A 23348-nucleotide genomic window follows, 5' to 3' on the forward strand; every position below is an offset into this window, starting at 1 on the left:
CGGGGTGGACGGGCGGCCGTGGCGGATGCGGCCGCGGGTTAGGGTGCCGGGATGCTGACCGTGACCTCTGTGAACGTGAATGGGCTGCGGGCCGCGGCCAAGAAGGGCTTCGTGCCGTGGCTGGCCGGGACCGATGCCGATGTGCTGTGCCTCCAGGAGGTGCGGGCCGAGACCGCCCAGCTGCCGGCTGAGGTGCGGGAGCCGGCCGGCTGGCACGTGGTGCACGCGCCGGCTGCCGCCAAGGGGCGGGCCGGTGTCTCGCTCTACACGCGGCGGGAGCCGGAGCGGGTGCAGGTGGGCTTCGGATCGGCGGAGTTCGACGACAGCGGGCGGTACGTGGAAGTCGATCTGCCCGGGGTGACGGTGGCCAGCCTCTACCTGCCCTCCGGCGAGGTCGGCACCGAGCGGCAGGACGAGAAGGAACGGTTCATGGCGGAGTTCCTGCCGTACCTCGTCGGGCTGCGGGAGCGGGCGAAGGCGGCCGGCCGCGAGGTGGTCGTCTGCGGCGACTGGAACATCGCCCACCAGGAGGCCGACCTGAAGAACTGGAAGGCCAACCAGAAGAAGTCCGGCTTCCTGCCGGAGGAGCGGGCCTGGCTGTCCGCCGTGCTGGACGCGGACCAGGGCGGTTACGTGGACGTCGTCCGGGCCCTGCACCCGGACACCGAGGGGCCGTACTCGTGGTGGTCCTACCGCGGGCGCGCCTTCGACAACGACGCCGGGTGGCGGATCGACTACCACCTGTCCACGCCGGGGCTGGCGGCCCGCGCCGTCAAGGCGTCCGTGGAGCGGGCGGCGACGTACGACCAGCGGTGGAGTGACCACGCGCCGGTGACGGTGGTGTACGGGGCGTAGGCGCCGCACGTCACCTCGCCCCGCACGTCACTTCGCCCCGTACGTCGCTTTGCCCCGCGGGGTCCGGTCCTCCCGGGGCTCAGTCCTCCTGGGGGCCGGCTGCTCCTGGGGGGCGGGGGTCCGGGGATCGGTGGCCCCGCCGTTCAGGAGGTTCTCCAGTTCCGTGCGGATGCGGCGGTCCATGGCCATGGAGAGTTCGGCCTCGACGACGCCCTTGGCGAGCGGGCGGAGGTTCTCGACGGCCTCGGTGGCGCGGGGGAGGTCCTGGAGCGTGGTGACGAGGTGGGCCCGGATGAGGGTGGTGAAGACGTCGGCGAGGGCGTCGGCGTGGGCGCGGACCCGGCCGCCGGCCTCCAGGACGGCGGCCAGCGGCACGCCCTGGGCGACGAGGCTGGTGGAGACGTCCAGGAGGCGCCGGCTGATGTGCACGAACTCGTCGCCGTCCACGGCCAGATAGCCCAGGGCGAGCGAGGCGGTGAGGTTCGCCGCGGTGACCTCGCCGCTGAAGTGGTCGGCCAGTTCCTCGGGGGTGAGGCGGACCGGGGTCTCCTCGGACCAGGGGGTCAGCAGCGGGCTGGGGAGGCCGAGGAGTTCGCCGACGTCGCGGCCGGTCTCGAAGGCGGTGAAGAGTTCGGCGATCCCGCCGAGGGTGTGCCCGCGCTCCAGGAGGGCGGCGATGGTGCGTAGGCGGGCGAGGTGGTGCTCGTTGTACCAGGCGATCCGGCCTTCCCGGCGGGGCGGCGGGATGAGCTTGCGCTCGCGGTAGAAGCGCAGGGTGCGGACGGTGATGCCGGCTTCCCGGGCCAGGTCGGCCATGCGGAACTCGCGTTCCTTCGGGGGGTTTTCGGGGGAAGCGGGACGGGTGTCCGCCGCGTCTTCGCGGGTCTCCGCGTTTCTGGGGGTCTGCGCCGCCGCCTGGTCTGCCACGGGGCCAGCCTATGCGGGCCGGCTCTGCCGGGGGTCCGATGTGACCGGAAGTAACTTCCTGCCGCCGAACCCCTACCGCTCGGTACGGGTCTGTCCTACGCTCCAACCGTGCCAATCATGCCAGTGATTGCTGGCGCGGTTGCGGGACGGTGGAGCGTCGACTTCGAGAGGTGGCGGCATGGCCGACGACGGGCAGCGGCATGTGCGGGTGGCGGTGATCGGATCGGGGTTCGGCGGCCTGGGTGCCGCCGTACGGCTACGGCGCGCCGGGATCACCGACTTCGTGGTCCTGGAGCGGGCGGACTCGGTGGGGGGCACCTGGCGGGACAACAGCTATCCGGGGTGCGCCTGCGACGTGCCCTCGCACCTGTACTCGTTCTCGTTCGCGCCCAATCCGGACTGGCCGCGCAACTTCAGCGGGCAGCGGCACATCCGGGCATACCTGGAGCGGGTGACGGACACCTTCGGGCTGCGGCCGCACCTCCGCTTCAACGCTGAGGTGCGCCAACTGCGCTGGAACACCGAGAAGTTGTGGTGGGAGATCGAGACCGCACAGGGGTCGCTCACCGCTGACGTGGTGGTGTCGGCCACCGGCCCGCTCTCCGATCCGCAGATACCCGACGTCCCCGGCCTGGCGGACTTCCCCGGCAAGGTCTTCCACTCGGCGCGCTGGGACCACGACTACGACCTGCGGGGCAAGCGGGTCGCCATGGTCGGCACCGGGGCCTCCGCGATCCAGATCGTGCCGGCGATCCAGCCGCAGGTCGACGCGTTGACGGTGTTCCAGCGGACCCCGCCGTGGGTGTTGCCGCGGGTCGACCGGCGGATCACCGGGGTGGAGCGGTGGCTGCACACCAAGGTTCCGGCCACTCGCCAGCTGCGCCGTCAACTTCTGTGGAGCATAAGGGAGTTGCAGGTCAGCGCGTTCACCAAGCGGCCCGGTGAGCTGGGGCCGGTCGAGAGCCTGGCGAAGTCGCACATGCGCAAGGCGATCAAGGATCCGGCGCTACAGGCCCGGCTCACCCCCGACTACCGCATCGGCTGCAAGCGGATCCTGCTGTCCAACACCTGGTACCCGGCGCTGACCCGGCCCAACGTGGACGTGGTGACCTCCGGACTGCGCGAGATCCGGGGCAACGTCCTGGTCGCGGCGGACGGCAGCGAGGCCGAGGTGGACGCGATCATCTTCGGGACCGGCTTCCACGTCACGGACATGCCGATCGCGCAGCGGGTCACCGGGGCCCACGGCACCACCCTCGCGGAGGAGTGGAAGGACGGCATGGAGGGGCTGCGCGGCACCAGCGCGGCCGGCTTCCCCAACTTCCTCACCATCATCGGGCCCAACACCGGCCTGGGGAACAGCTCGATGATCCTGATGATCGAGGCGCAGCTGAACTACCTCGTCGACTTCATGCGCCAGCTGGACGTGCTCGGCGACCGGATCGCCCTGGACGCCCGCCGGTCCGCCGTCGACGCGTGGACCCGCACCATCCAGCAGCGGATGACGCGCACGGTGTGGAACACCGGCGGCTGCGACAGCTGGTACCTCGACGCCAACGGGCGGAACACCACCGCCTGGCCCGGCACCACCGCGGAGTTCCGCCGGATGACCCGGCAGGTGGACCTCGCCGAGTACCAGGTGATCCGGCCCCCGAAGGAGGGACCCGACGACGAACCGGCCCCGGCCGGCACCGGCCGGACGGTCACCGAGGAGGTGGCGGCGTGAAGCAGCCGGCACACCTCACCCGGGGCCGCTACGCCCCGCCGGTGCCCCGTAGGACGCTGGAGGTCACCTCCGCCGACGGGTCCCGGCTGTACGCCGAGCTCCACGGGCCCGAGGGCGCCCCGACGGTGGTCCTGGCGCACGGTTGGACCTGCTCGACCGCCTTCTGGGCGCCGGTCGTCCGGGAACTGGCCGACACCCACCAGGTGGTGGTCTACGACCAGCGGGGGCACGGGCGCAGCCCGGCCGTCTCGCCCGCCGGCTACAGCACCCGCGCGCTCGCCGACGACCTGGTCGCCGTCCTGGAGCAGACCCTCGCTCCCGGTGAACGGGCCGTCATCGGCGGGCACTCCATGGGCGGTATGACGATCATGGCCGCCGCCGAACGGCCCGAACTGCGCGCCCGCGCCGCGGCGGCCCTGCTGTGCAGCACCGGCAGCGCCGATCTGCCCGCCGAGTCCCGGGTGTTCCCGCTGCCCACCCCCGGTGGCCGCCGCCGGGCGCACCGGTTGCTGCTGGGCTCCCGCGCCCCGCTCGGCCCGGTCTCCCCGCCCGCCAAGTGGGCCCTGCGGTACGCCACGATGGGCGCCGGGTCGAGCGCCGAGCAGATCGAGGCGTGCGCCCGGATCGTGCACGCCTGCCCGCCGGGCGTCCGCGCCCGCTGGGGGCATGTGCTGCGCGAACTCCAACTCACCCGTGGAGTCAGCCGGTTGGAGGTGCCGACCGCGGTCCTCGCGGGCACCGCGGACCGGCTCACCCCGGTCGTGCACGCCCGCCGGCTGGCCTCCGTCCTCCCGCAGTGCGCGGGGCTGACCGAACTTCCCGGGCTCGGCCACATGACCCCGATCGAGGACCCGGACGCGGTCGCCGGGTGCCTGCGGGAACTCGTCCGCGACCATCTGGCCACCGCCCCGGCCCCCCGGGGCACGCGGTCGGCCCGGCAGAAGAAGGAGAAGGCGGCGTGAACGGAAGCAAGCTCGACGGTCAGGTGGTGGTCGTCACCGGCGCGGCGCGCGGTGTCGGGGCGCTACTGGCGCGCAAGTTGTCGGCGCGCGGGGCGACCCTGGCGCTGGTCGGCCTGGAGCCCGACGAACTGCGCGAGGTCGCGGCCTCGTTGCACGGCCCGGCCCACCACTGGCACGCCGACGTCACCGACCACGAGGCGATGGCCCGGGTCGCGGAGGAGGTCAAGCTCCGCTTCGGCAAGGTCGATGTGGTGGTCGCCAACGCCGGGGTGGCGACCGGCGGCCCGCTCGTGGACTCCGACCCGGTGGCCTGGCGCCGGGTCATCGAGGTCAACCTGATCGGCGGCGCGGTCACCGCGCGGGCGTTCCTGCCGGTGCTGATGGCGTCCCGCGGCTACTTCCTCCAGATCGCCTCGCTCGCCGCGCTCACGCCGGCGCCGATGATGAGCGCGTACTGCGCCTCCAAGTCGGGCGTGGAGGCGTTCGCGCACAGCCTGCGCGCGGAGGTCGGCTACAAGGGCGTCCGGGTCGGGGTGGGGTACCTGAGCTGGACCGACACCGACATGGTGCGCGGCGCCGACCGGGAGGACCTGATGCGGGAGTTGCGCGCCCGGCTGCCCTGGCCGTCCAACAAGACCTATCCGCTGGGCCCCGCCGTGGACCGCATCGTGGCCGGCATCGAGCGCCGTTCCCCGCACGTCTACGGGCAGTGGTGGCTGCGCGGGATGCAGTCGGTGCGCGGCTATCTGCCGTCGCTCATCGGGACGGTGGGGCAGCGCGAGATGCGACGGTTCGGGGACCGGCTCGACGGGTTCCGGCCGGGGCTGGTCGGGGCGGGCGGCGAGGCGGACGAGAAGGCCCGGGTGAACGGGTAGCGGGGCCCGGGCGGCGGGCCGGCCCCGGCCCGGGGGTGACCACGGAGAGTGTCCGATTGTGATCGAAATGCGACGAATGTCGGTTCGTGTCACGCTTATCGAGCCCGATCCCCAACACCCCCACAGGAGTGAACAGCATGGGCATCGAAGACCAGTTCAAGGACAAGGCGCAGCAGCTCAAGGACGAGGCCAAGCGGCGGGCCCAGCAGGGCCAGGAGCGCGGTAAGCCGTCCCCGGAGCGCGGTAAGCCGTCCCCGGAGCGTGGCCAGCAGCCGCGCGAGCGTGGCCAGCAGGCGCTGGACGACGTCGAGGACCGCTACCAGAGCTGACGCCCTGGCGTCCAGAGTGATGGGCGTCTGACGTCCTGAACGAGGGTCGTTCGTCCTTTCGCGGAGAGGCGCATCCGGTGAACCCGGGTGCGCCTTTTCGTTGCGCCGGCCGGGTCGGTGTCGATGTGCCGGCCGGGGTCGGGTCGGTGTCGTTGTGCCGGAACCGGGTTGCCCCGCAGGGTGGTTGGGCGGCGGTGGTTACTCGGTGCCGCGCGGCGGGAGTGGGGGTCGACGCCGGTCCGGGACGTCCGAGAGGTCCGGCGGGGTCGCCGCGGGATGGCGGTCGAGGAGTTCCAGTGCGGTGCGCACCGCGACGCCGAGCTGCGGGTGCCGGCCCTCCGCCCAGTGCAGCGGGGAGCGCAGCGCCTCGATGTCGACCTCGACGCCGTGGTTCTCCACGCCCCAGCCGTAGAGGTGGAACCACGCCGCGTTCATCGGGACGGTGATCTGGGTGCCGTCCGCGAGCCGGTGCCGGCCGGTCATGCCGACCACCCCGCCCCAGGTCCGGGTGCCGACCACCGGCCCGATGCCCTGGAGCTTGAACGCCGCGGTGATCATGTCCCCGTCGGACGAGGTCATCTCGTCGGCGAGTGCGACCACGGGACCGCGCGGCGCGTTGCTGGTGTACGACACCGGCTCGGCGTCCCGGGTCAGGTCCCAGCCCATGATGGTCCGGGTCAGCTTCTCGATGACCAGCTCGGAGATGTTGCCACCGGCGTTGCCGCGGACGTCCACGACCAGCGCGGGCATCGCGACCTCCCGCCGCAGATCGCGGTTGAACTGCGCCCAGCCCGAGCCGCCCATGTCGGGGATGTGCAGGTAGCCGCACCGGCCGTCGCTCAACTTCCGCACCACGGCCCGCCGTTTGGCCACCCAGTCCTGGTAGCGCAGCGGCCGCTCGTCGATCAGCGGGACCACCGCGACCCGCCGGGCGTGACCGTTGCCCTCGCTCTCCGGCGGGGCAAAAGTCAGCTCCACGGTCGTCCCGCCGGCCGCGGCCAGCAGCGGGTACGGGCCGGCCACCGGGTCCACCGGGCGGCCGTCGACGTGGGTGAGCGCACTGCCCTCGCGGATGCCCGTACCGGCCAGCGGCGAACGGGCCTTGGAGTCCGAGGACTCGCCGGGCAGGATCCGCTTGACCACCCAACGGCCGTCCCGGCACACGAAGTTGGCGCCGAGCAGCCCGATTGGGCGCTGGTAGTGCGGCGGTCCCTCGTTGCGGCGGGCGCCGGTGACGTAGGCGTGCGAGGTGCCCAGCTCGCCCAGTACCTCGCGCAGCAGATCGGCGAACTCGTCGGGGCTGGCGACCCGTTCCAGCAGCGGCCGGTACTGCGCCTGCACGTCCTCCCAGTCGATGCCGCACAGCTTCGGGTCCCAGAAGTACGCCCGGACGATCCGGCCCGCCTCGTCGAACGCCTGCCGCCACTCCGCCTCCGGATCCACGTCGTGCAGGATCCGCCGCAGGTCCAGGTAGACCGTGGTGTCGCTGTCCGCCGACTCGGTCGCGGGCACCGCGCGCAGCTCGCCCTCGTCGTTGACGACCAGCCGGGTGCCGTCGCCGCTCAGCGCGAACCCGTCCAGGGAGCTGGTGAGTTCGGTGCGCCGGGCCTTGGTCAGGTCGAAGTGCTCCAGGGTGGGGCGGCCGGAGGTGTCGGCCGGGTTGGCGAAGGTCTCGCCCAGCGCGCCGGAGATCGGCCACCGCAGCCACACCAGACCGCCGCCGCTGACCGGCCGGAGCGAGGAGTACTTGGACGCGGCGACCGGGAACGGCGTGACGCGGTTCGCCAGCCCCTCCACCTCCACCAGCACCGGCCCCTCCCCGGCCTGGGGGTTCTCGTCCGGATCCAGCCCGCCGGCCGCCGGCCGCCCTTCCGGGGACAGCGCGAACGGGGACGGGGTCGCCGACGACAGCGGCACGAGGTAGGGGCGGCAGCCCAGCGGGAACGACAGGTCGCCGGTGTGGACGTCGTAGACCGGGTCGAAACCGCGCCAGGACAGGAAGGCGAGGTACCGGCCGTCCCGGGTGAACACCGGCTGCTCGTCCTCGAAGCGGCCGTTGGTGACGTCCACGATGTGCCCGTCGGACAGCCGGGCCATCTTGATCATCCGCAGGGTGCGGCCGATGCCCGGGTGCGACCAGGTCAGCCAGCGGGAGTCGGGGGAGAAGGCCAGATCGCGGACCGGGCCGTTGCGGGACCGGGTCACTTCGGTGACCACCTGGGCCGTCCCGCCGGCCGTCCCGCCGGCCGGGCCGGCGTCACCGCCCGCTGCCTTCTCCGGCGTACCGGCCTCCTCCGGGGCACTGGCCTCCTCCGGTGTGCCGGTCTCCACCGGCGTACCGGTCTCCTCCGGTGTGCCGGTCTCCACCAGCAGCAGCCGCCCGTCGTGGGTGGCCACCGCCAGCCGCTCGCCGTCCGGCGCTGAGATCAACTCGTGGACCCGGCCCACCGCCCCGGCCGCCAGCCGGCGCGGGGTGCCAGGCCCGCTGGCCCGCGGCAGGTTGGCGATCTCGATGGCGTCCTCGCCCTCGGCGTCCGTCACGTACGCGATCCGCCCGGTGGCGCCCAGCATCACCGGCAGCCGCACCCGCACGCCCGGGGTGTCGTGGATGGTCCGGGCCGGGCCGTCGCGGTGGGTGAGCCAGTACAGACTGCCGCGGACCCCGACCGCGCTGGCCCGCCCGGTGGCGTCCACCGCCAGGCCGGTGACGTGCGCGGCGGCCGGCACCTGGTAGCTGCGGCGGCCGGCTCGCGGACCGCCCAGCCGCACCGCGAGCTTCCGCGGCACCGCGCCCGGGGCCAGGTCGTCGATCAGCCACAGGTCGCCGGCGCACTGGTAGACGATCCGGGAACCGTCGGTGGAGGCGTGCCGGGCGTAGAAGTCGGGGTGGTCGCTGTGCCGGCGCAGATCCGTACCGTCGGGGCGGCACGAGTAGACGTTGCCGATGCCCTCGTGGTCGGAGAGGAAGGCGATCCGGCCGGCGGTGAACATCACCGAGCCCAGGTGCCCGCACAGATCCGGCAGCAGCCGGGTGCCGTGCAGCCACATCCGCCCCATCGCCCCGCCCCGGTACCGCTTCCAGGACGCCGGTTCGTGCGGCGGCTTACCGCTGAGCAGCAGGGTCCGCCGCTCCCCGTCGAGGTCGGCCAGCGCGATGTCGGCGACCGGCCCCCAGGGCAGCTGGCCGCCGGGACTGCCGTCGGTGGGCAGGCTGTACGCCCACGAGTAGTACGAGAACGGCTGGCCGTGCGAGGACACCGCGAGGATCTGCGACTGCCCCTCGTGGTCCGGTGGCGTCCAGCCGCAGACCCGGGCGTCGGTACTGCCCCAGTACGTCAGCCGCCGGGCCGGGCCGCCCTCCACGGACACCAGGTGGACCTCCGGGTCCAGGCTGCGCCAGCTGGTGAAGGCGATCCGGGTGCCGTCGGGGGAGAAGCGCGGATGCCCGACCCGGGTCCGGTCCACGGTCAGCCGCCAGGCCCGGCCCGGTTCCGCCCCCTCCGGCGCGAGCGGCGCCAGCCACAGGTCGTCCTCCGCGGCGAAGCACAGCAGGTCGCCGTGGAGGTGCGGATACCGCAGGTAGGACCCGGGCGGGCGGCCCGGCCCGGTCGGAACGCGGCGCAGCCGGCCGCGGGGGACGGCCGCTTCCCGGACGTCCGCGGCGGCCGCGGGTTGCGTGTCGTTCGACCCCGGGGGCGGCCCGGCGGCCTCGGGTTTTTGGCTCACCTCCCCATGGTTTCGACGCCGCGGGCGGGCGGCAACTCGGCCTGTCCGGACGGCCCCGCTCCGTTCACTCGTGCCGCAACCGCTGCTCCGTCCGCTGCCGCAACCGCTGCTCGACCCGCTGCCCTCCCCGTTGTCTCCCCCGCTGCCTCACCCGCGAGCGGAACGGTCACGTCCGGCCGGTGGCGAACGGCAGCGACGCGTACCGCCGCACGTAATGGCCGCCCGCGAAGGTGCCGCCGGCCGCGTCCACCGTGAAGTCCGGGAAACGGGCCAGCAGTTCCTCCAGTGCGATCCGGGCGACCAGCCGGGCCGCGGCGGCCCCCAGGCAGTGGTGCGGGCCGTGGGTGAAGGCGAGGTGCTGCGGCCCGTCCCGGGTGATGTCCAGGCGGTCGGCGTCCGGGCCGAACGCGCGGGGGTCGCGGTTGGCGGCGCCGTACAGCAGCAGCACCTTGCGGCCGGCCGGGACGGTGCGGCCGTGCAGCGTGGTGTCGACGGTGACGGTGCGGGCCAGGCACTGGACCGGGGAGGTCAGCCGGAGCAGTTCCTCGACGGCCGCCGGCAGCCGGGCGGGGGTGTCGAGCAGGGTGCGGCGCTGGCCCGGATGGGAGGTGAGGAGTTCCGCGGCACCGCCCAGCAGGCCGGTGGTGGTGTCGTTGCCGCCGGCGACCATGGTGAAGGCGAAGCCGAGGATCCGCAGCAGCGCGGTGCCGTCGCTCGGCGGCAGCAGCCGGACCAGGTCGGAGACGGTGTCGTCGGCCGGCTCGGCGCGCCGCCGTTCGACCAGCTCCGCGAAGTAGCCGAACAGCCCGCCCACCGCCTCGGTCGCGGCCAGCGGGTCGCCCTGCGCATTGGCCTCCACGATGGCGTGCGTCCAGCCGTCGAAGCGGGCCCGGTCCGCCTCCGGCACGCCGAGGTAACGGCCGACGACGAAGCTGGGCAGCGGCTTGAACAGCTCCGCGACGATGTCGCAGCCGTCGCGCAGGCCGGCGATGCGGTCCAGCCGGGCCCGGACGAAGGCGCGCACGTCCGGCTCGATGGCGGTCACCCGGCGCGGGGTGTAGCCGCGGGTGATCAGCCGTCGGAAGTCGGTGTGCTCGGGCGGGTCCAGCATCACCATCGGGGCGGCGTCGGTGATGCCGAGCCGCTCGCGCTCGCCGTAGCCGAAGGTGAGGCCGCCGGCGGAGGAGAACCGCGCGGTGTCGCGGGCGGCCGCGAGCACGTCCGCGTAACGGGAGAGGACCCAGTAGTCGCCGTCGGCGACGTGGTGCAGGGGACGGGAGTCCCGCAGGGTCGCGTACATGTCCCACGGGGCGCGCCAGCTCTCTCCGGCGCACGGGGCGAACCCGGCGGTACCGGAACCCGGGGCTTGGGGTGCTTCCTGGGCTGTCATGGCCGGGAGGGTGGGGGAGCGGGGCGCAAGAGTCAATGGCGATGCGGGGGCGGGCGGGGGTGCGTGAGCGGCGGCCCGGGCGTCCCGCCCCGAGGGCGCTCTTGCAAGTTAGTTGCAAGACCCACATCATCGTCGGGTTGCAGAGCCAGAAACCCGCTCGCCGCGCTGGCCGTCTGCCTCCTGGGATGGACCCTGTGAGTACCACCACCCCCGCCCCCTCGCTCGCCGTCGCCGGCCTCGCCTACGCCTACCCCGACGGCCACCAGGCCCTGTTCGGCGCTGACCGGACCCGGCCCGCCCCCGCCCCGCGGCCGGATGTGAGGAACGCCACGGCCCCGGGCCCTGGCGGTGCCCCTGGTCATGAGCACGGATCCCGACGTTGCACCATTGATGGGTCACCAAAGCGACGGAAGAGTGGGAAGCGGGATTCAGTGGTGGACGTCCAGGGCACGGTCGAGGACGGCTTCGAGCCGGTCCGGGACGCCTTCGCAGCCAACTTCGCCGAGCGCGGCGAGCGGGGAGCGGCGGTCGCCGTCTACCGGGACGGACGCAAGATCGTCGACCTGTGGGGCGGCACCAAGGACGGCGACGCCGAGCCCGGCGACCCCACGGCCGCCCCCTGGGAGCCCGGCACCGCCCAGGTCGTCCGCTCCGCCACCAAGGGCATCGCCGCCACCGTCCCGCTCCTGCTGCACCAGCGCGGCCAGCTGGACCTGGACGCCCCGGTCGGCACCTACTGGCCCGAGTTCAAGGCCGCCGGCAAGGACCGCGTCCTGGTCCGCCACCTCCTCGCGCACCGGGCCGGCGTGCCGGCCCTGGACACCCCGCTCACCCCCGCCCAGGCCATCGACGGGCTCAGCGGCCCGGCCGCGGTCGCCGCCCAGGCCCCCGCCTGGACGCCCGGCACCGATCACGGCTACCACGCCCAGACCTACAGCTGGCTGCTGAGCGAACTGGTACTGCGGGTCACCGGCCGCACCCTCGGCGCCTGGGTCGCCGACGAGATATCCCGGCCGCTCGACCTCGACCTGTGGATCGGCCTCCCGGACGAGGCCCGCCCCCGCGTCGGCCGCCTCGCGCCCGTCGAAGCCCCGCCCCGGCCCGCCGCCGCCGGCCTGCGGGTCCGCCCCAAGAAGGCGGTCGCCGACGCGTATGCCGATCCGGCCTCCCTCACCAGTCGCGCCTTCGGCGCGATCTCCCCGGCCCCGGACGAGAACGACGACGCCTACCGCGCCGCCGAGCTGCCGGCCTCGGCCGGCATCGCCACCGCGGACGCGTTGGCCCGCGCCTACGCGGCGCTGATCGGGCCGGTCGACGGCCGTCCGCGGCTCTTCGCGCCGGCGACGCTGACCCTCGCCCGCACCGAGGAGTCCGCCGGACCCGACCGCACCCTCCTCGTCAACACCCGCTTCGGCCTGGGCTTCATGCTGCACGGCCCGTCCTCCCCGTTGCTCGGCCCCGGCTCGTTCGGCCACCCCGGCCGCGGCGGCGCGCTGGCCTTCGCGGACCCGGAGAGCGGGATCGCCTTCGGCTACGTCACCAACGGCATGCAGCCGAATGTGACGGCGGATCCGCGGGCGCAGGCGCTGGTTCGTGCGCTCGCCGCCGTGGGCGGCTGATTTTCCCCACGTTGTCGGGTGCGCCGCCGTGGGGCGTCTGTTGTTCCGCCTTCGGCGGGAGAGGTGTGTGGGGCGGGGCCCCGGTTCGTCTGTGGTGCCGGGTCCGGGGGGTCCGGGGTGGGTTGTCGGACTGCTGCGCTTTACGTCCGACAACCCACCCCGGACCCCCCGGACCCTCCCGCGTGTGGAAGGGCCCTGCCCCGGTGGGGAGTTGAGGAAGCCCTGCACGGTGCATGACCCCCACCCCCACCGCGTGGGCCGCCCCCGGCGTCAGCCGGCCAGCATCAGGCCGATCCCCGCCACCATCAATCCCGCCGCCGCCAACCTCGGCAGCCCGAACCGCTCCTTGAAGAACAGCGTCCCGATCGCGGCCCCGACGATGATCGACGACTCGCGCAGCGCCGCGATGGGCGCCAGCGGTGCGCGGGTCTGCGCCCACAGCACCAGCCCGTACGCGAACACCGAGAGCAGTCCGCCGGCCAGGCCGCGCAGGGCGAACGGCCGGAGTTCGGCGCCGAGTCGGCCGCGCCGGGTGGCCAGTGCGTACGCCGGGATGACCAGCCCTTCGAGGATCATCAGCCAGGCGATGTAGCCCAGCGGGGTCCCCGAGGCACGGACGCCCAGGCCGTCGACGGTGGTGTAGGAGGCGATGGACAGGCCGGTGGCGAGCGCGGCCGCTATCGCCGGCCAGTGCGGGCGGGCGCCGGAGCCCCGGATGCCCCAGACCGCCAGCCCCACCAGTCCCGCGGAGGCCAGCGCGACCCCGGCCAGCGCCCAGCCGTTCGGCACCTCGTGCACGAAGACCGCGGCGAGGACGGTGACGACCAGCGGCGCGGTGCCCCGGGCGATCGGATACATCTGACCGAAATCGCCCAGCCGGAACGACTGCATCAGCAGCCCCTGGTAGACGATGTGCAGCACCGCGGAGCCCAGCAGGTACGGCCAGGCGGCGGCCGCCGGCAGCGGGGTGAAGCACGCCAGGACCGCGCCGCACAGCGCTCCGCCGCCGCCGACCAGGGTGAAGGCCAGCAACTGGTCGCGTATCCCGTGGGCGATGGCGTTCCAACTGGCGTGGGTGACGGCGGCCAGCAGCACGGCCGCCACGACCAGCGGCGTCAAGAGGTCTGCTCGCGTACGTCCACCAGCCGGGCCCCGGCGTGGGCGAGCAGGGTCTGCGGGTCGAGCGGGAAGACGGTGTGCGGGGTGCCGGCGGCGGCCCAGACCGTGCCGTGCGCGAGGATGGCGCGGTCGGCGAGGACGGGGGTGCGGGTGCGGTGGCCGAACGGCGGGACGCCCCCGATGGCGTAACCGGTGGCCTCCCGGACGACCGCGGCGTCGGCCCGGCGGACCTCGACGGTGAGGCCGAGCGCGGTGAGGGCCTCGGCGAAGCGGGGGTGGGGCTGGCTGGTGGCGGCGGTCGGAGGGCTGTCGGTCGCGGAATCGCTCATGGCCCGCACGCTAGCGAAAGCTGTACGGGCCATGCGAACGAGATCCGGAGGCCGGGCACCCCGGGTGAACGGGGTGCCCGGGTGCCTCAGTTGGCGGTGAGGATGGCGCGGACCAGCGGGCCGGCGTTGGTGCCGCCGTGGCCACTGGCCGGGACGACCGCGGCGGCCGCCAGGTCATCGCGGTAGGCGGCGAACCAGGCGTTGGGCTTGTCCTGGTTGTCGACCTCGGCGGAACCGGTCTTCGCGCCGATGTCGCCGCTGATCCCCTGCATCGCCTCGGCGCCCGTACCGGACGTCGCGGTCAGCTTCATCAGCGCCTTGAGGTTGGACGCGGTGTCCGGCTTCATCGCGCCGGCCGCCTTGGCGAACGCCCGGTTGTCCAGCGACTGGGCCACGATGTACGGCTGGTGGAACCCGCCGGACTGGGCGGTGGCGGCGATCGAGGCGACGTTCAGCGGGTTCATCCGGACCCCGCCCTGGCCGATCAGCGAGGCCGCCATCTGGGCGTCGCTCTGCACCGGGACGGTGCCGTCGAAGGTGGGGATGCCGGTCGCCCAGTTCAGCCCGATGCCGAAGACGTCCCGGGCCTCCTTGGTCAGGTCGTCGTTGCTGAGTTCCTTGGCGTGCCCGATGAAGGCGTTGTTGCAGGACGCCGCGAAGCTCTGCGCGAAGGTGCCGTCCGGGATCTCGGACTTGTTGAGGTTCTGGAACTTCCAGCCGCCGACCGTGACGAACTTCGGGCACGGGTTCTTCTTGTCCGGCGCCGTCAGCCCCTTGTCCATCAGCAGCGCGGAGGTGACGATCTTCATCGTCGAACCGGGCGCGTAGGACCCCTGGGTGGCGACGTTGAAGCCGTCCGCGGGGGAGTTGGCGAGCGCCAGGATCTCCCCGGTGCTGGGCTTGACGGCCGCCGCGGACGCCGACTTCTTGCCCTTGACCGCGTTCTCGGCCGCGGTCTGGAGCTTGGCGTCCAGCGTCGTGTGCAGGGTGCCGGGGGTGCCCTTGGAGAGCACCTTCAGCGTCTTGTCGGGCTGCTGCTTGTTGCTGTCGGCGGTCTTGGCGCGGTGGACGTACAGCTCCACGCCCGGCTTGCCGTCGGTCTTGCTGCCGTACTTGGTGCGCAGGCTGTCCAGCACCCCGGCCAGCGTCGGGTGGTCCTTGGCGGTCAGCTCGACGCCGTTGCGGTCCACCGCCTTGATGGGCGGCGCCTCGGCCTCCCCGGTGCGCAGTTCGTCGCCCTTGGCCAGGCCCGGGTAGAGCGTCGACGGCTGCCAGGCGACCTGCGGCTTCCCGGTGGTCTTGTCGCGCTGGAGGGTCACCGCGCTGCCGTACGAGAACGGCGTCTTGACGGCCTTGTAGGCGACCTCGGTGGTGACCGTGTACGGCACCTTGTCGCCGGCCGGGGTGCCCGGCTTCAGCGCCACCTTCGAGAACTTCGCCTGCTGGGCGAAGGAGGTCAGGGCGGTGCGGGCGGCGTCCGGCGCGTCGGTCAGCGCGGCGGCCTTCGCGACGTCCCCGGACTGCCAGGCCGTCAGGAACATCTGCGCTGTGGTGTTCACTTCCTTGGCGCTCAGCGGACCGGAGGGCACCGTGGGGCCGCCGTCGCCCGATTTGGCATCCGCCGACCTGACCGCCTGCGGGGCCCCGTCGTCCGAGCTGCCGAACAGCGTGAAGCCGCCGACGACGCCCACCACCAGGGCCACTGACCCGCCGATCAGTCCGTACTTCACCTCGCGGCGCATGCCACCGATCCCCTCCCAGGAGCTTGATGCCTTGAGTACGCACCCAAGAACGCCCATCGCACTCTAAGGGACACGGGCACGTGGTGAGTCTCGATCCGGGCACGGTCCGGTGACACGCTGTCGAACCGTCGTGACAGGTTCGTCACATCCGGCCGTCCGGAGCGGGCTCAGACCCAGCTGTCGAACCACATCCGGTTGTGCCAGGCGCTCTTGGGAATCGGCAGACCGGTATAGAGCGGGTAGAAGTAGATGAAATTCCACACGATCAGCAGAACCAGGACACCCGCGCCGACCGCGCCGATGGTGCGCCGTCGCTCACTGGCCCCCGGTGGCCCGATGATCGCGCCGATCATCATCGCCAGCGCCAGGCACAGGAACGGCACGAAGACCACCGCGTAGAAGAGGAAGATGGTCCGCTCCTGGTAGAGGAACCACGGCAGGTAGCCGGCCGCGACGCCGCAGGCGATCGCCCCGGCCCGCCAGTCCCGCCGGAACAGCCACCGCCACAGCACGTACAGCAGCGCGAAGCAGGCCGCCCACCACAGCAGCGGGGTGCCCAGCGCCAGCACCTCGCGGGCGCAGCCCTCGGCGGCGGTGCAGCCGTCCTGCCCGGCCTTGGGGTCCTCGTAGAAGTACGAGACCGGGCGGCCCAGCACCAGCCAGCTCCACGGGTTGGACATGTAGGTGTGCGGCGTGGTCAGGCCGGTGTGGAAGGCGTAGACCTCGCTTTGGTAGTGCCACAGGCTGCGCAGCCAGTCCGGCAGCCAGGTGAAGGAGCTGTGCTGACCCTCGGGGGAGGTGGCCCAGTCCCGGTAGTAGCCGCCCTTGGTGGCGATCCAGCCGCTCCAGGACGCCAGGTACGTGGCGAGTGCGACCACGACCGTGGCGCCGAGCGCGGGCAGCGCGTCGCGCCGCAGCACCGCCCGGAACGGGTGCCGGGCGCCGGCCGTGCGCCGCGCCCCCATGTCCCACAGCACCGACATCAGCGCGAACGCCGCCAGGAAGTACAGGCCGTTCCACTTCGTCGCCGCCGACAGGCCAAGGCACAGTCCGGCCGCGATCCGCCAGGGCCGCCAGCCCAGCCGCAGCCGGTCGCCGACCTCCCCGTCCGGACGGGCGACTCCGGCGGGGTCGGTGGGGAGCGCCGCCGCCAGCCGGGCCCGGGTGCGGTCCCGGTCCACCAACAGGCAGCCGAAACCGGCCAGCACCCAGAACATCACGATCAGGTCGAGCAGCGCGGTGCGGCTCATCACGAAGTGCAGGCCGTCCACCGCCAGCAGTCCGCCGGCCAGGCAGCCCAGCGCCGTCGAACGCAGCAGCCGCCGCCCGATCCGGCAGACCAGCAGCACCGACAGGGTGCCGAGCAGCGCGGTCATGAACCGCCAGCCGAAGGGGTTCATCCCGAACGCCCACTCGCCCAGCGCGATCAGCCACTTGCCCATCGGCGGATGGACGACGTACGAGTGGTCCGGCGAGAGCAGGATCTGCGGGGGATGGGCCAGCAGGGCGTCGTTGGCGTTCTTCGCCCAGGTGCCCTCGTAGCCGTACTGGAGCAGCGACCAGGCGTCCTTGGGGTAGTACGTCTCGTCGAATATCACCTTGTGCGGGCTGCCGAGGTTCCAGAACGTCAGCACGCCCGCGAACAGCGTCACCAGCAGCGGCCCGATCCAGCCCGACCAGCGCGCGAGCCGCAGCGCCAGGCCCGGGCCGGCGCCGAACAGCGCCCACACCCGCCCGTCCGGCTCGGGGAACGGCGCCACCAGCCGCGTGCGGACGTCGGCCTCGGGGCGGCCGGCGTACCCGAACCGGCGCAGCCGCCGCTGCCACGCGGGGGGCCGGTCGGTCGGCTCCGGGGTGCGCAGGGCGGCCGTGTGCGTCGCGCTGGTGTCACTCGTCACCCGGCCCATCGTAGGGAAGCGGTCTGTGCGGCGGGGGCCCGCGGCGCCGGGCGGTACCGCGCGTCACCGGCCCGGGCCCGGTCGGGCACCGGCGCGGGGCTGGGAGGATGGGGGTGTGACTGGAACGCTGGTACTTGCAGGGACGCCCATCGGTGACGTCGCGGACGCCCCGCCGCGGCTCGCCGCCGAGTTGGCCGCCGCCGATGTGATCGCGGCCGAGGACACCCGGCGGCTGCGCCGGCTCACCCAGGCGCTGGACGTGACGCCGGCCGGCCGGGTCGTGTCGTACTTCGAGGGCAACGAGGCGGCCCGGACGCCCGAGCTGGCGGACGCGCTGTCCGGTGGGGCGCGGGTGCTGCTGGTCACCGACGCCGGGATGCCGTCGGTCTCCGACCCGGGCTACCGGCTGGTGGCCGCGGCCGTCGAGCGCGGCATCACGGTCACCGCCGTGCCCGGCCCGAGCGCGGTGCTCACCGCGCTCGCGGTGTCCGGGCTGCCGGTGGACCGGTTCTGCTTCGAGGGCTTCCTGCCCCGTAAGGCGGGGGAGCGGCTCTCCCGCCTTAGGGAGGTCGCCGGGGAGCGGCGCACCCTGGTCTACTTCGAGGCCCCGCACCGCCTGGACGACACCCTCGCCGCGATGGCCGAGGTCTTCGGCGCGGACCGCCGGGCCGCCGTCTGCCGGGAGCTGACCAAGACGTACGAGGAGGTCCGGCGCGGCGGTCTGGGCGAGCTGGCGGCGTGGGCCGCCGAGGGCGTCCGCGGGGAGATCACCGTGGTCGTCGAGGGCGCTCCGGAGACCGGGCCGGCGGAGCTGGACGCCGCGGAGCTGGTGCGCCGGGTGCGGGTCCGCGAGGAGGCCGGGGAGCGCCGCAAGGAGGCGATCGCGGCGGTGGCGGCGGACGCCGGGCTGCCCAAGCGGGAGGTCTTCGACGCGGTCGTGGCGGCGAAGAACGCCGAGCGGGCCGCCGAGCGGGATGCCGGGCGGAATGCGGCCGGGACGGCGTGACGGGCCCGCCCGGGTGAGCGTCAAACCGCTCGGGAGAGCATAAAACCCCAGCCCAGAGCCATGAACCGACCTGTAAGAAGGTAAACGGTCGGCATCGAAGGTAAAGCGATCAGCCCCCTTGTGGTGCGTTTTTCCTACGACCTGCCAAATCTGGGCCAATAGGTAGCAGCTCAGCTGCGTTCCGGCCGCGAAAGGCGTTCCCTGGGAACCGGGACCTCCCGTCCCCGGAGAGCTTGTCCAGCGGACAAGAGGAGCGCACATGAGCGACATCACGAAGACCACCGCCGGCATTCCTGGCGCGGCACCCGCGAGCCCCGTCCCGCCCCACCCCCGACCGTCCGAGCCCGCCGCCCGCGAGGCATACGCCTTCGCCTGCATGAGCTGCGGCCACGGCTGGGAGCAGGCGTACGAGATCGAGCACCAGGTGGATGCCAAGGGCGTCACGCACGCCGTCTACTACGCGGACGACGCACGCGTCCCGTCCCCCCTGACCCACCCCACGTGCCTCAACTGCGGCGGCCACGTCGTCCGCATCATGCGCTCCGGTCAGGTCTCGATGGTCTCCGACGCGATCGCGCACATGCACCAGCGCCCGCACCACAAGAAGGCCCCCCACCAGGACGACACCGGCAGCACCGCCGAACGCCAACGGCACCACTGGCACCTCTCCGACCTGCTGCACCCCTTCCAGCACCACCGCAAGTGAGGCACCGGCCGCGGTCCTCGTAGGATCGCGGCCATGGCCAAGCAGGACAACGACACCCCGCCGCCGCTGCCGGAACCGCTCCGGGTACCGGTCGCGGACTCGCACACCCATCTAGACATGCAGGACACCACCGTCGAGGAGGCCCTAAGCAAGGCCGCCTCCGTCGGGGTGACCACCCTCGTCCAGGTGGGCTGCGACCTGGCCGGCTCCCGCTGGGCCGCGGACACCGCCGCCGCCCACGACAGCGTGCACGCCGCCGTCGCCCTGCACCCCAACGAAGCCCCGCGGATCGTCCTCGGGGACCCCATCGAGGGGGCGTCGCGAAGCGACTCTGGCAAGGGTGGTGGTGGGCGACGGGCGGGCGGCGGCGACGCCGCCCTCGATGACGCGCTCACTGAGATCGACGCGCTCGCCGCCCGCCCGGAGGTCCGCGGCGTCGGCGAGACCGGCCTGGACTACTTCCGCACCGGCCCCGACGGCACCGCCGCCCAACAGCGCTCCTTCCGCGCCCACATCGAGATCGCCAAGCGGCGCGGCAAGGCCCTGGTCATCCACGACCGGGAGGCCCACGACGACGTGCTGCGCATCCTGCGCGAGGAGGGTGCACCCGACCGGGTCGTCTTCCACTGCTACTCCGGCGACGCCGCGATGGCCGAGATCTGCGCCGCGGCCGGCTACTTCATGTCCTTCGCCGGCAACGTCACCTTCAAGAACGCCCAGCCGCTGCGCGACGCCCTCGCCGTCGCCCCGCCCGAACTGGTGCTCGTCGAGACCGACGCCCCCTTCCTCACCCCCGCGCCGTACCGCGGACGGGCCAACGCCCCCTACCTCATCCCGCACACCCTGCGCGCCATGGCCGAGGTCAAGGGCATGACGGAGGACGCGCTGGCCTCGGCCGTAGCCGCCAACACCGCCCGCGCGTTCGACTACTGACGTCGCCGGGACCCATCCGGCCGCCCCGCACCACCGCGGCGAGTTGGGTCCGCCGCCCGCACTCCGCTACATTCCGCGCTTGACCGGTTACCGGACGACACCCGTGGCAGGTGCAGCGTGAGTCCTTCACAGAGCGGCCACCGTGCCGGGCGCGGCCGCGGCCGCCGCCGGCGCACCGCCGACACCCCCCAACAACTGCGCCGGCTACTGCCCCGCGCCCTGGTCGTCGCGTTCCTCGCCGGCGGCACCACCGCCTTCGTCGCGCACGACAAGGCCGTCAAACTCAGCGTCGACGGGGACCCCCGCACCCTGCACACCTTCGCCGACGACGTCGACGAGCTCCTCGCCGACCAGGACCTCGCCATCGGCGCCCACGACATCGTCGCCCCCACCTCCGGCACCGACCTCACCAGCGGCGACGAGATCGTGGTCCGCCACGGCCGACCGGTCATGCTCACCCTCGACGGACAGCGCCGCCAGGTATGGACCACCGCCGACACCGTCGCCGGCGCGCTGCACCAACTCGGCGTCCGCGCCGAGGGCGCCTACCTCTCCACCGCCCGCTCCCAGCACATCGGCCGGCACGGCCTGGAACTGCACGTCCGCACCGAACGCACCCTGGTCTTCGTCGCCGACGGCCGCGAGTACCGCATCCGCACCAACGCCGCCACCGTCCGCGAGGCCCTCGCCCAGGCCGGCCTGGCCCTGCGCGACCGCGACACCACCTCGGTACCGGCGGACAGCTTCCCCCGCGACGGCCAGACCGTCTCCGTCCTGCGGGTCACCGGCACCACCGAAGTCCGCGAGGAGACCCTCCCCTTCCGCACCGTCAAGCGGCCCGATCCGGCGCTGCCCCGCGGCACCGAGGTGGTGGTCCACCCCGGCGTCCCCGGCCTGCGGCGCGTCACCTACCGCCGCGACACCGTCAACGGAGTCCACCGCAAACCCCACAAGGTCGCCGTCGAGACGGTCCGCGAGCCGCGCCCGCAGATCATCCACGTCGGCACCCAGGCGCTGCCCAGCTCCGTCCGCGGCGCCGACGGCCTCTCCTGGGGCGAACTCGCCCAGTGCGAGGCCGGCGGCCGCCCGGACGCGGTCGACGCCTCGGGCATTTACGGCGGGCTCTACCAGTTCGACGTCGGCACCTGGCGCCGGCTCGGCGGCGCCGGCCGCCCCCAGGACGCCCCCGCCGAGGAGCAGACCTTCCGGGCCAAGAAGCTCTACGTCACCCGGGGCGCGAGCCCCTGGCCGGTTTGCGGCCGTAAGCTTCACGGGTGAGCGACCGCAAGACCACTGACGAATCCGGCCCGCTGCTGGGCCCCGCCGATGTCCGGGAACTGGCCGCTGCGCTGGGCGTACGCCCCACCAAACAGCGCGGCCAGAACTTCGTCATCGACGCCAACACCGTCCGCCGGATCGTCCGGACCGCGGGGGTCCGCCCCGACGACGTGGTCGTCGAGGTCGGCCCGGGCCTGGGCTCGCTGACCCTGGCGCTGCTGGAGGCCGCCGACCGGGTCACCGCCGTCGAGATCGACGACGTGCTCGCCGCGGCGCTGCCCGGCACCATCGCGGCCCGGCTCCCCGAGCGCGCCGACCGCTTCGCCCTCGTCCACCGCGACGCCCTGCACGTCACCGAACTCCCCGGCCCGGCCCCCACCGCCCTGGTCGCCAACCTCCCGTACAACGTCGCCGTCCCGGTCCTGCTCCACATGCTGGAGCAGTTCCCGACCATCGAACGGACCCTGGTCATGGTCCAGGCCGAGGTCGCCGACCGGCTCGCCGCCGGCCCCGGCAACAAGGTCTACGGCGTCCCGTCGGTCAAGGCCAACTGGTACGCCGAGGTCAAGCGGGCCGGCTCGATCGGCCGCAACGTCTTCTGGCCCGCCCCCAACGTCGAATCCGGCCTGGTCTCCCTCGTCCGGCGCACCGAACCGCTGCCCTCCCGGGCCTCCCGCGAAGAGGTCTTCGCCGTCATCGACGGCGCCTTCGCGCAGCGCCGCAAGACGCTGCGGGCCGCCCTCGCCGGCTGGGCGGGCTCGGCCGCCGCGGCCGAAGCCGCCCTGGTCGCGGCCGGCGTCTCACCGCAGGCGCGCGGCGAATCGCTGACGGTCGAGGAGTTCATCGCCATCGCCGAGAACAAGGTTCCGGCCCCTGACGCCACCGACCAGGAGCCCACCCGATGACCCGCAACGCTCCCGACGGCGTCACCGTCCGCGTCCCCGCCAAGGTCAACGTCCAGCTCGCGGTCGGCGGCCGCCGTCCCGACGGCTTCCACGACCTCGCCAACGTCTTCCTGGCCGTCGGCCTGTACGACGAGGTGACGGCCACCCCCGCCGACGCCCTGACGCTCACCTGCACCGGCCCGGACGCCGAACACGTCCCCCTCGACGACACCAACCTCGCCGCCCGCGCTGCCCGCGCGCTGGCGGCCCGCCACGGCCTGGACCCGAACGTCCACCTCCACATCGCCAAGGACATCCCCGTCGCCGGCGGCATGGCCGGCGGCAGCGCGGACGCCGCCGGCGCCCTCCTGGCCTGCGACACCCTGTGGGGGACCGCCACCCCGCAGGACGAACTCCTGGCAATCTGCGCCGAGTTGGGCAGCGACGTACCGTTCAGCCTGGTCGGCGGCGCGGCCCTCGGCCGCGGCCGGGGCGAACTGCTGGAGCCGCTGCCCGTCGGCGGCACCTTCCACTGGGTCTTCGCGGTCGCCGACGGCGGCCTGTCCACCCCCGCCGTCTACAAGGAGTGCGACCGCCTGCGCGACGCCTCCGGCACCGGCGCGACCACCGCCGACATCCCCGACCCCGAGCCGTCCCCCGCCCTCCTGGACGCCCTGCGCACCGGCGACCCGGCCGCCCTCGCCGCAGCCCTGGACAACGACCTCCAGGCGGCGGCGCTCTCGCTGCGCCCGTCGCTGGCCGCCACCCTCGCCGCCGGCACGGACGCGGGAGCGCTGGCCGCCCTGGTCTCCGGCTCCGGCCCGACCACCGCGTTCCTGGTGGCCGACGCCGACCAGGCCGACCGCGTCGCCGCCGCCCTGCGCGCCTCGGGCACCTGCCGCACGGCCCGTGCCACGTCCGGCCCGGCCCCGGGCGCGACGGTCGTCACCAACGGCTGACCCCCAACGGCCCGCTCGGCGGGGTGCGTTCAGGTGGCACCAGGCCGTCCGGGCCGTGTCCGTACCGTGTCCGCCGCCCGGCAAC

Annotated in this window: 19 protein-coding genes; 12 read left to right on the forward strand and 7 right to left on the reverse strand. The window is 73.6% G+C overall.

Features of this window, described 5'->3' with window-relative positions:
- Positions 1-51 precede the first annotated feature (51 nt).
- Complete coding sequence (locus ACO0M4_RS22210) at positions 52-855, forward strand: exodeoxyribonuclease III (protein WP_430372632.1); 804 nt, start codon at positions 52-54, stop codon at positions 853-855.
- 27 nt (positions 856-882) lie between these two features.
- Here ACO0M4_RS22210 and ACO0M4_RS22215 read toward each other — a convergent pair whose 3' ends face one another.
- Positions 883-1671, reverse strand: coding sequence for a MerR family transcriptional regulator (locus tag ACO0M4_RS22215; protein ID WP_430373893.1), 789 nt, complete (start codon positions 1669-1671; stop codon positions 883-885).
- Positions 1672-1960: 289 nt separating this feature from the next.
- Between ACO0M4_RS22215 and ACO0M4_RS22220 the strand changes: the two genes are divergently transcribed.
- From ACO0M4_RS22220 to ACO0M4_RS22235, 4 genes are all read left to right on the forward strand, one after another.
- The gene (locus ACO0M4_RS22220) at positions 1961-3508 is read left to right on the forward strand and encodes a flavin-containing monooxygenase (RefSeq protein WP_430372633.1); all 1548 of its coding nucleotides are present in this window, start codon (positions 1961-1963) and stop codon (positions 3506-3508) included.
- Positions 3505-4470 carry an alpha/beta fold hydrolase gene (locus tag ACO0M4_RS22225; RefSeq protein ID WP_430372634.1) on the forward strand — a complete coding sequence of 322 codons (966 nt, stop codon included), beginning with the start codon at positions 3505-3507 and terminating at the stop codon, positions 4468-4470. The genes ACO0M4_RS22220 and ACO0M4_RS22225 overlap by 4 nt, the downstream gene beginning before the upstream one ends.
- Positions 4467-5345 carry an SDR family oxidoreductase gene (locus tag ACO0M4_RS22230; protein ID WP_430372635.1) on the forward strand — a complete coding sequence of 293 codons (879 nt, stop codon included), beginning with the start codon at positions 4467-4469 and terminating at the stop codon, positions 5343-5345. The genes ACO0M4_RS22225 and ACO0M4_RS22230 overlap by 4 nt, the downstream gene beginning before the upstream one ends.
- 137 nt (positions 5346-5482) lie before the next feature.
- Entirely contained in the window at positions 5483-5674 is a 192-nt protein-coding gene (locus tag ACO0M4_RS22235; RefSeq protein ID WP_430372637.1) for a hypothetical protein, read from the forward strand.
- 198 nt (positions 5675-5872) lie between these two features.
- On the opposite strand, the gene ACO0M4_RS22240 is transcribed toward ACO0M4_RS22235, so the two are convergent.
- Together ACO0M4_RS22240 and ACO0M4_RS22245 are read right to left on the reverse strand one after the other, a co-directional pair.
- On the reverse strand, positions 5873-9298 hold the full coding sequence (locus tag ACO0M4_RS22240; RefSeq protein ID WP_430373894.1) for a S41 family peptidase: 3426 nt from the start codon (positions 9296-9298) through the stop codon (positions 5873-5875).
- Positions 9299-9566: 268 nt separating this feature from the next.
- Complete coding sequence (locus ACO0M4_RS22245; protein WP_430372639.1) at positions 9567-10790, reverse strand: cytochrome P450; 1224 nt, start codon at positions 10788-10790, stop codon at positions 9567-9569.
- 431 nt (positions 10791-11221) lie between these two features.
- Here ACO0M4_RS22245 and ACO0M4_RS22250 point away from each other — a divergent pair, with 431 nt between their 5' ends.
- Entirely contained in the window at positions 11222-12409 is a 1188-nt protein-coding gene (locus ACO0M4_RS22250) for a serine hydrolase domain-containing protein (protein ID WP_430372640.1), read from the forward strand.
- A gap of 270 nt (positions 12410-12679) precedes the next feature.
- Here the strand turns inward: ACO0M4_RS22250 and ACO0M4_RS22255 are convergent, their stop codons facing one another.
- From ACO0M4_RS22255 to ACO0M4_RS22270, 4 genes are all read right to left on the reverse strand, one after another.
- A complete protein-coding gene (locus tag ACO0M4_RS22255; RefSeq protein ID WP_430372641.1) occupies positions 12680-13528 on the reverse strand; it encodes an EamA family transporter in 849 nt (282 codons plus the stop codon).
- The gene (locus ACO0M4_RS22260; protein WP_430373895.1) at positions 13525-13947 is read right to left on the reverse strand and encodes a YbaK/EbsC family protein; all 423 of its coding nucleotides are present in this window, start codon (positions 13945-13947) and stop codon (positions 13525-13527) included. The genes ACO0M4_RS22255 and ACO0M4_RS22260 overlap by 4 nt, the downstream gene beginning before the upstream one ends.
- Positions 13944-15599: a penicillin-binding transpeptidase domain-containing protein gene (locus ACO0M4_RS22265; RefSeq protein ID WP_430372643.1), complete on the reverse strand. Its 1656-nt coding sequence runs from the start codon at positions 15597-15599 to the stop codon at positions 13944-13946. Before ACO0M4_RS22265 ends, ACO0M4_RS22260 begins: the two co-directional genes overlap by 4 nt.
- Positions 15600-15766: 167 nt before the next feature.
- Complete coding sequence (locus ACO0M4_RS22270) at positions 15767-17506, reverse strand: dolichyl-phosphate-mannose--protein mannosyltransferase (RefSeq protein ID WP_430372644.1); 1740 nt, start codon at positions 17504-17506, stop codon at positions 15767-15769.
- Between the two features lie 106 nt (positions 17507-17612).
- On the opposite strand from ACO0M4_RS22270, the gene rsmI reads away from it, so the two are divergent.
- From rsmI to ACO0M4_RS22300, 6 genes are all read left to right on the forward strand, one after another.
- Positions 17613-18503 (forward strand): 16S rRNA (cytidine(1402)-2'-O)-methyltransferase, encoded by an 891-nt coding sequence (gene rsmI / locus ACO0M4_RS22275; RefSeq protein WP_430372645.1) that lies wholly within the window; start codon positions 17613-17615, stop codon positions 18501-18503.
- Between the two features lie 259 nt (positions 18504-18762).
- Positions 18763-19209, forward strand: coding sequence for a hypothetical protein (locus tag ACO0M4_RS22280; protein ID WP_430372646.1), 447 nt, complete (start codon positions 18763-18765; stop codon positions 19207-19209).
- A gap of 33 nt (positions 19210-19242) precedes the next feature.
- On the forward strand, positions 19243-20142 hold the full coding sequence (locus ACO0M4_RS22285) for a TatD family hydrolase (protein ID WP_430372647.1): 900 nt from the start codon (positions 19243-19245) through the stop codon (positions 20140-20142).
- A 117-nt stretch (positions 20143-20259) separates the two neighbouring features.
- Entirely contained in the window at positions 20260-21420 is a 1161-nt protein-coding gene (locus tag ACO0M4_RS22290; RefSeq protein ID WP_430372648.1) for a ubiquitin-like domain-containing protein, read from the forward strand.
- Positions 21417-22325, forward strand: coding sequence for a 16S rRNA (adenine(1518)-N(6)/adenine(1519)-N(6))-dimethyltransferase RsmA (gene rsmA, locus ACO0M4_RS22295; RefSeq protein WP_430372649.1), 909 nt, complete (start codon positions 21417-21419; stop codon positions 22323-22325). Before ACO0M4_RS22290 ends, rsmA begins: the two co-directional genes overlap by 4 nt.
- A complete protein-coding gene (locus tag ACO0M4_RS22300; RefSeq protein ID WP_430372651.1) occupies positions 22322-23263 on the forward strand; it encodes a 4-(cytidine 5'-diphospho)-2-C-methyl-D-erythritol kinase in 942 nt (313 codons plus the stop codon). Before rsmA ends, ACO0M4_RS22300 begins: the two co-directional genes overlap by 4 nt.
- Positions 23264-23348: the final 85 nt, after the last annotated feature.

The sequence above is a fragment of the Streptomyces sp. RGM 3693 genome (assembly GCF_050471125.1).
Taxonomy (GTDB): domain Bacteria; phylum Actinomycetota; class Actinomycetes; order Streptomycetales; family Streptomycetaceae; genus Streptomyces.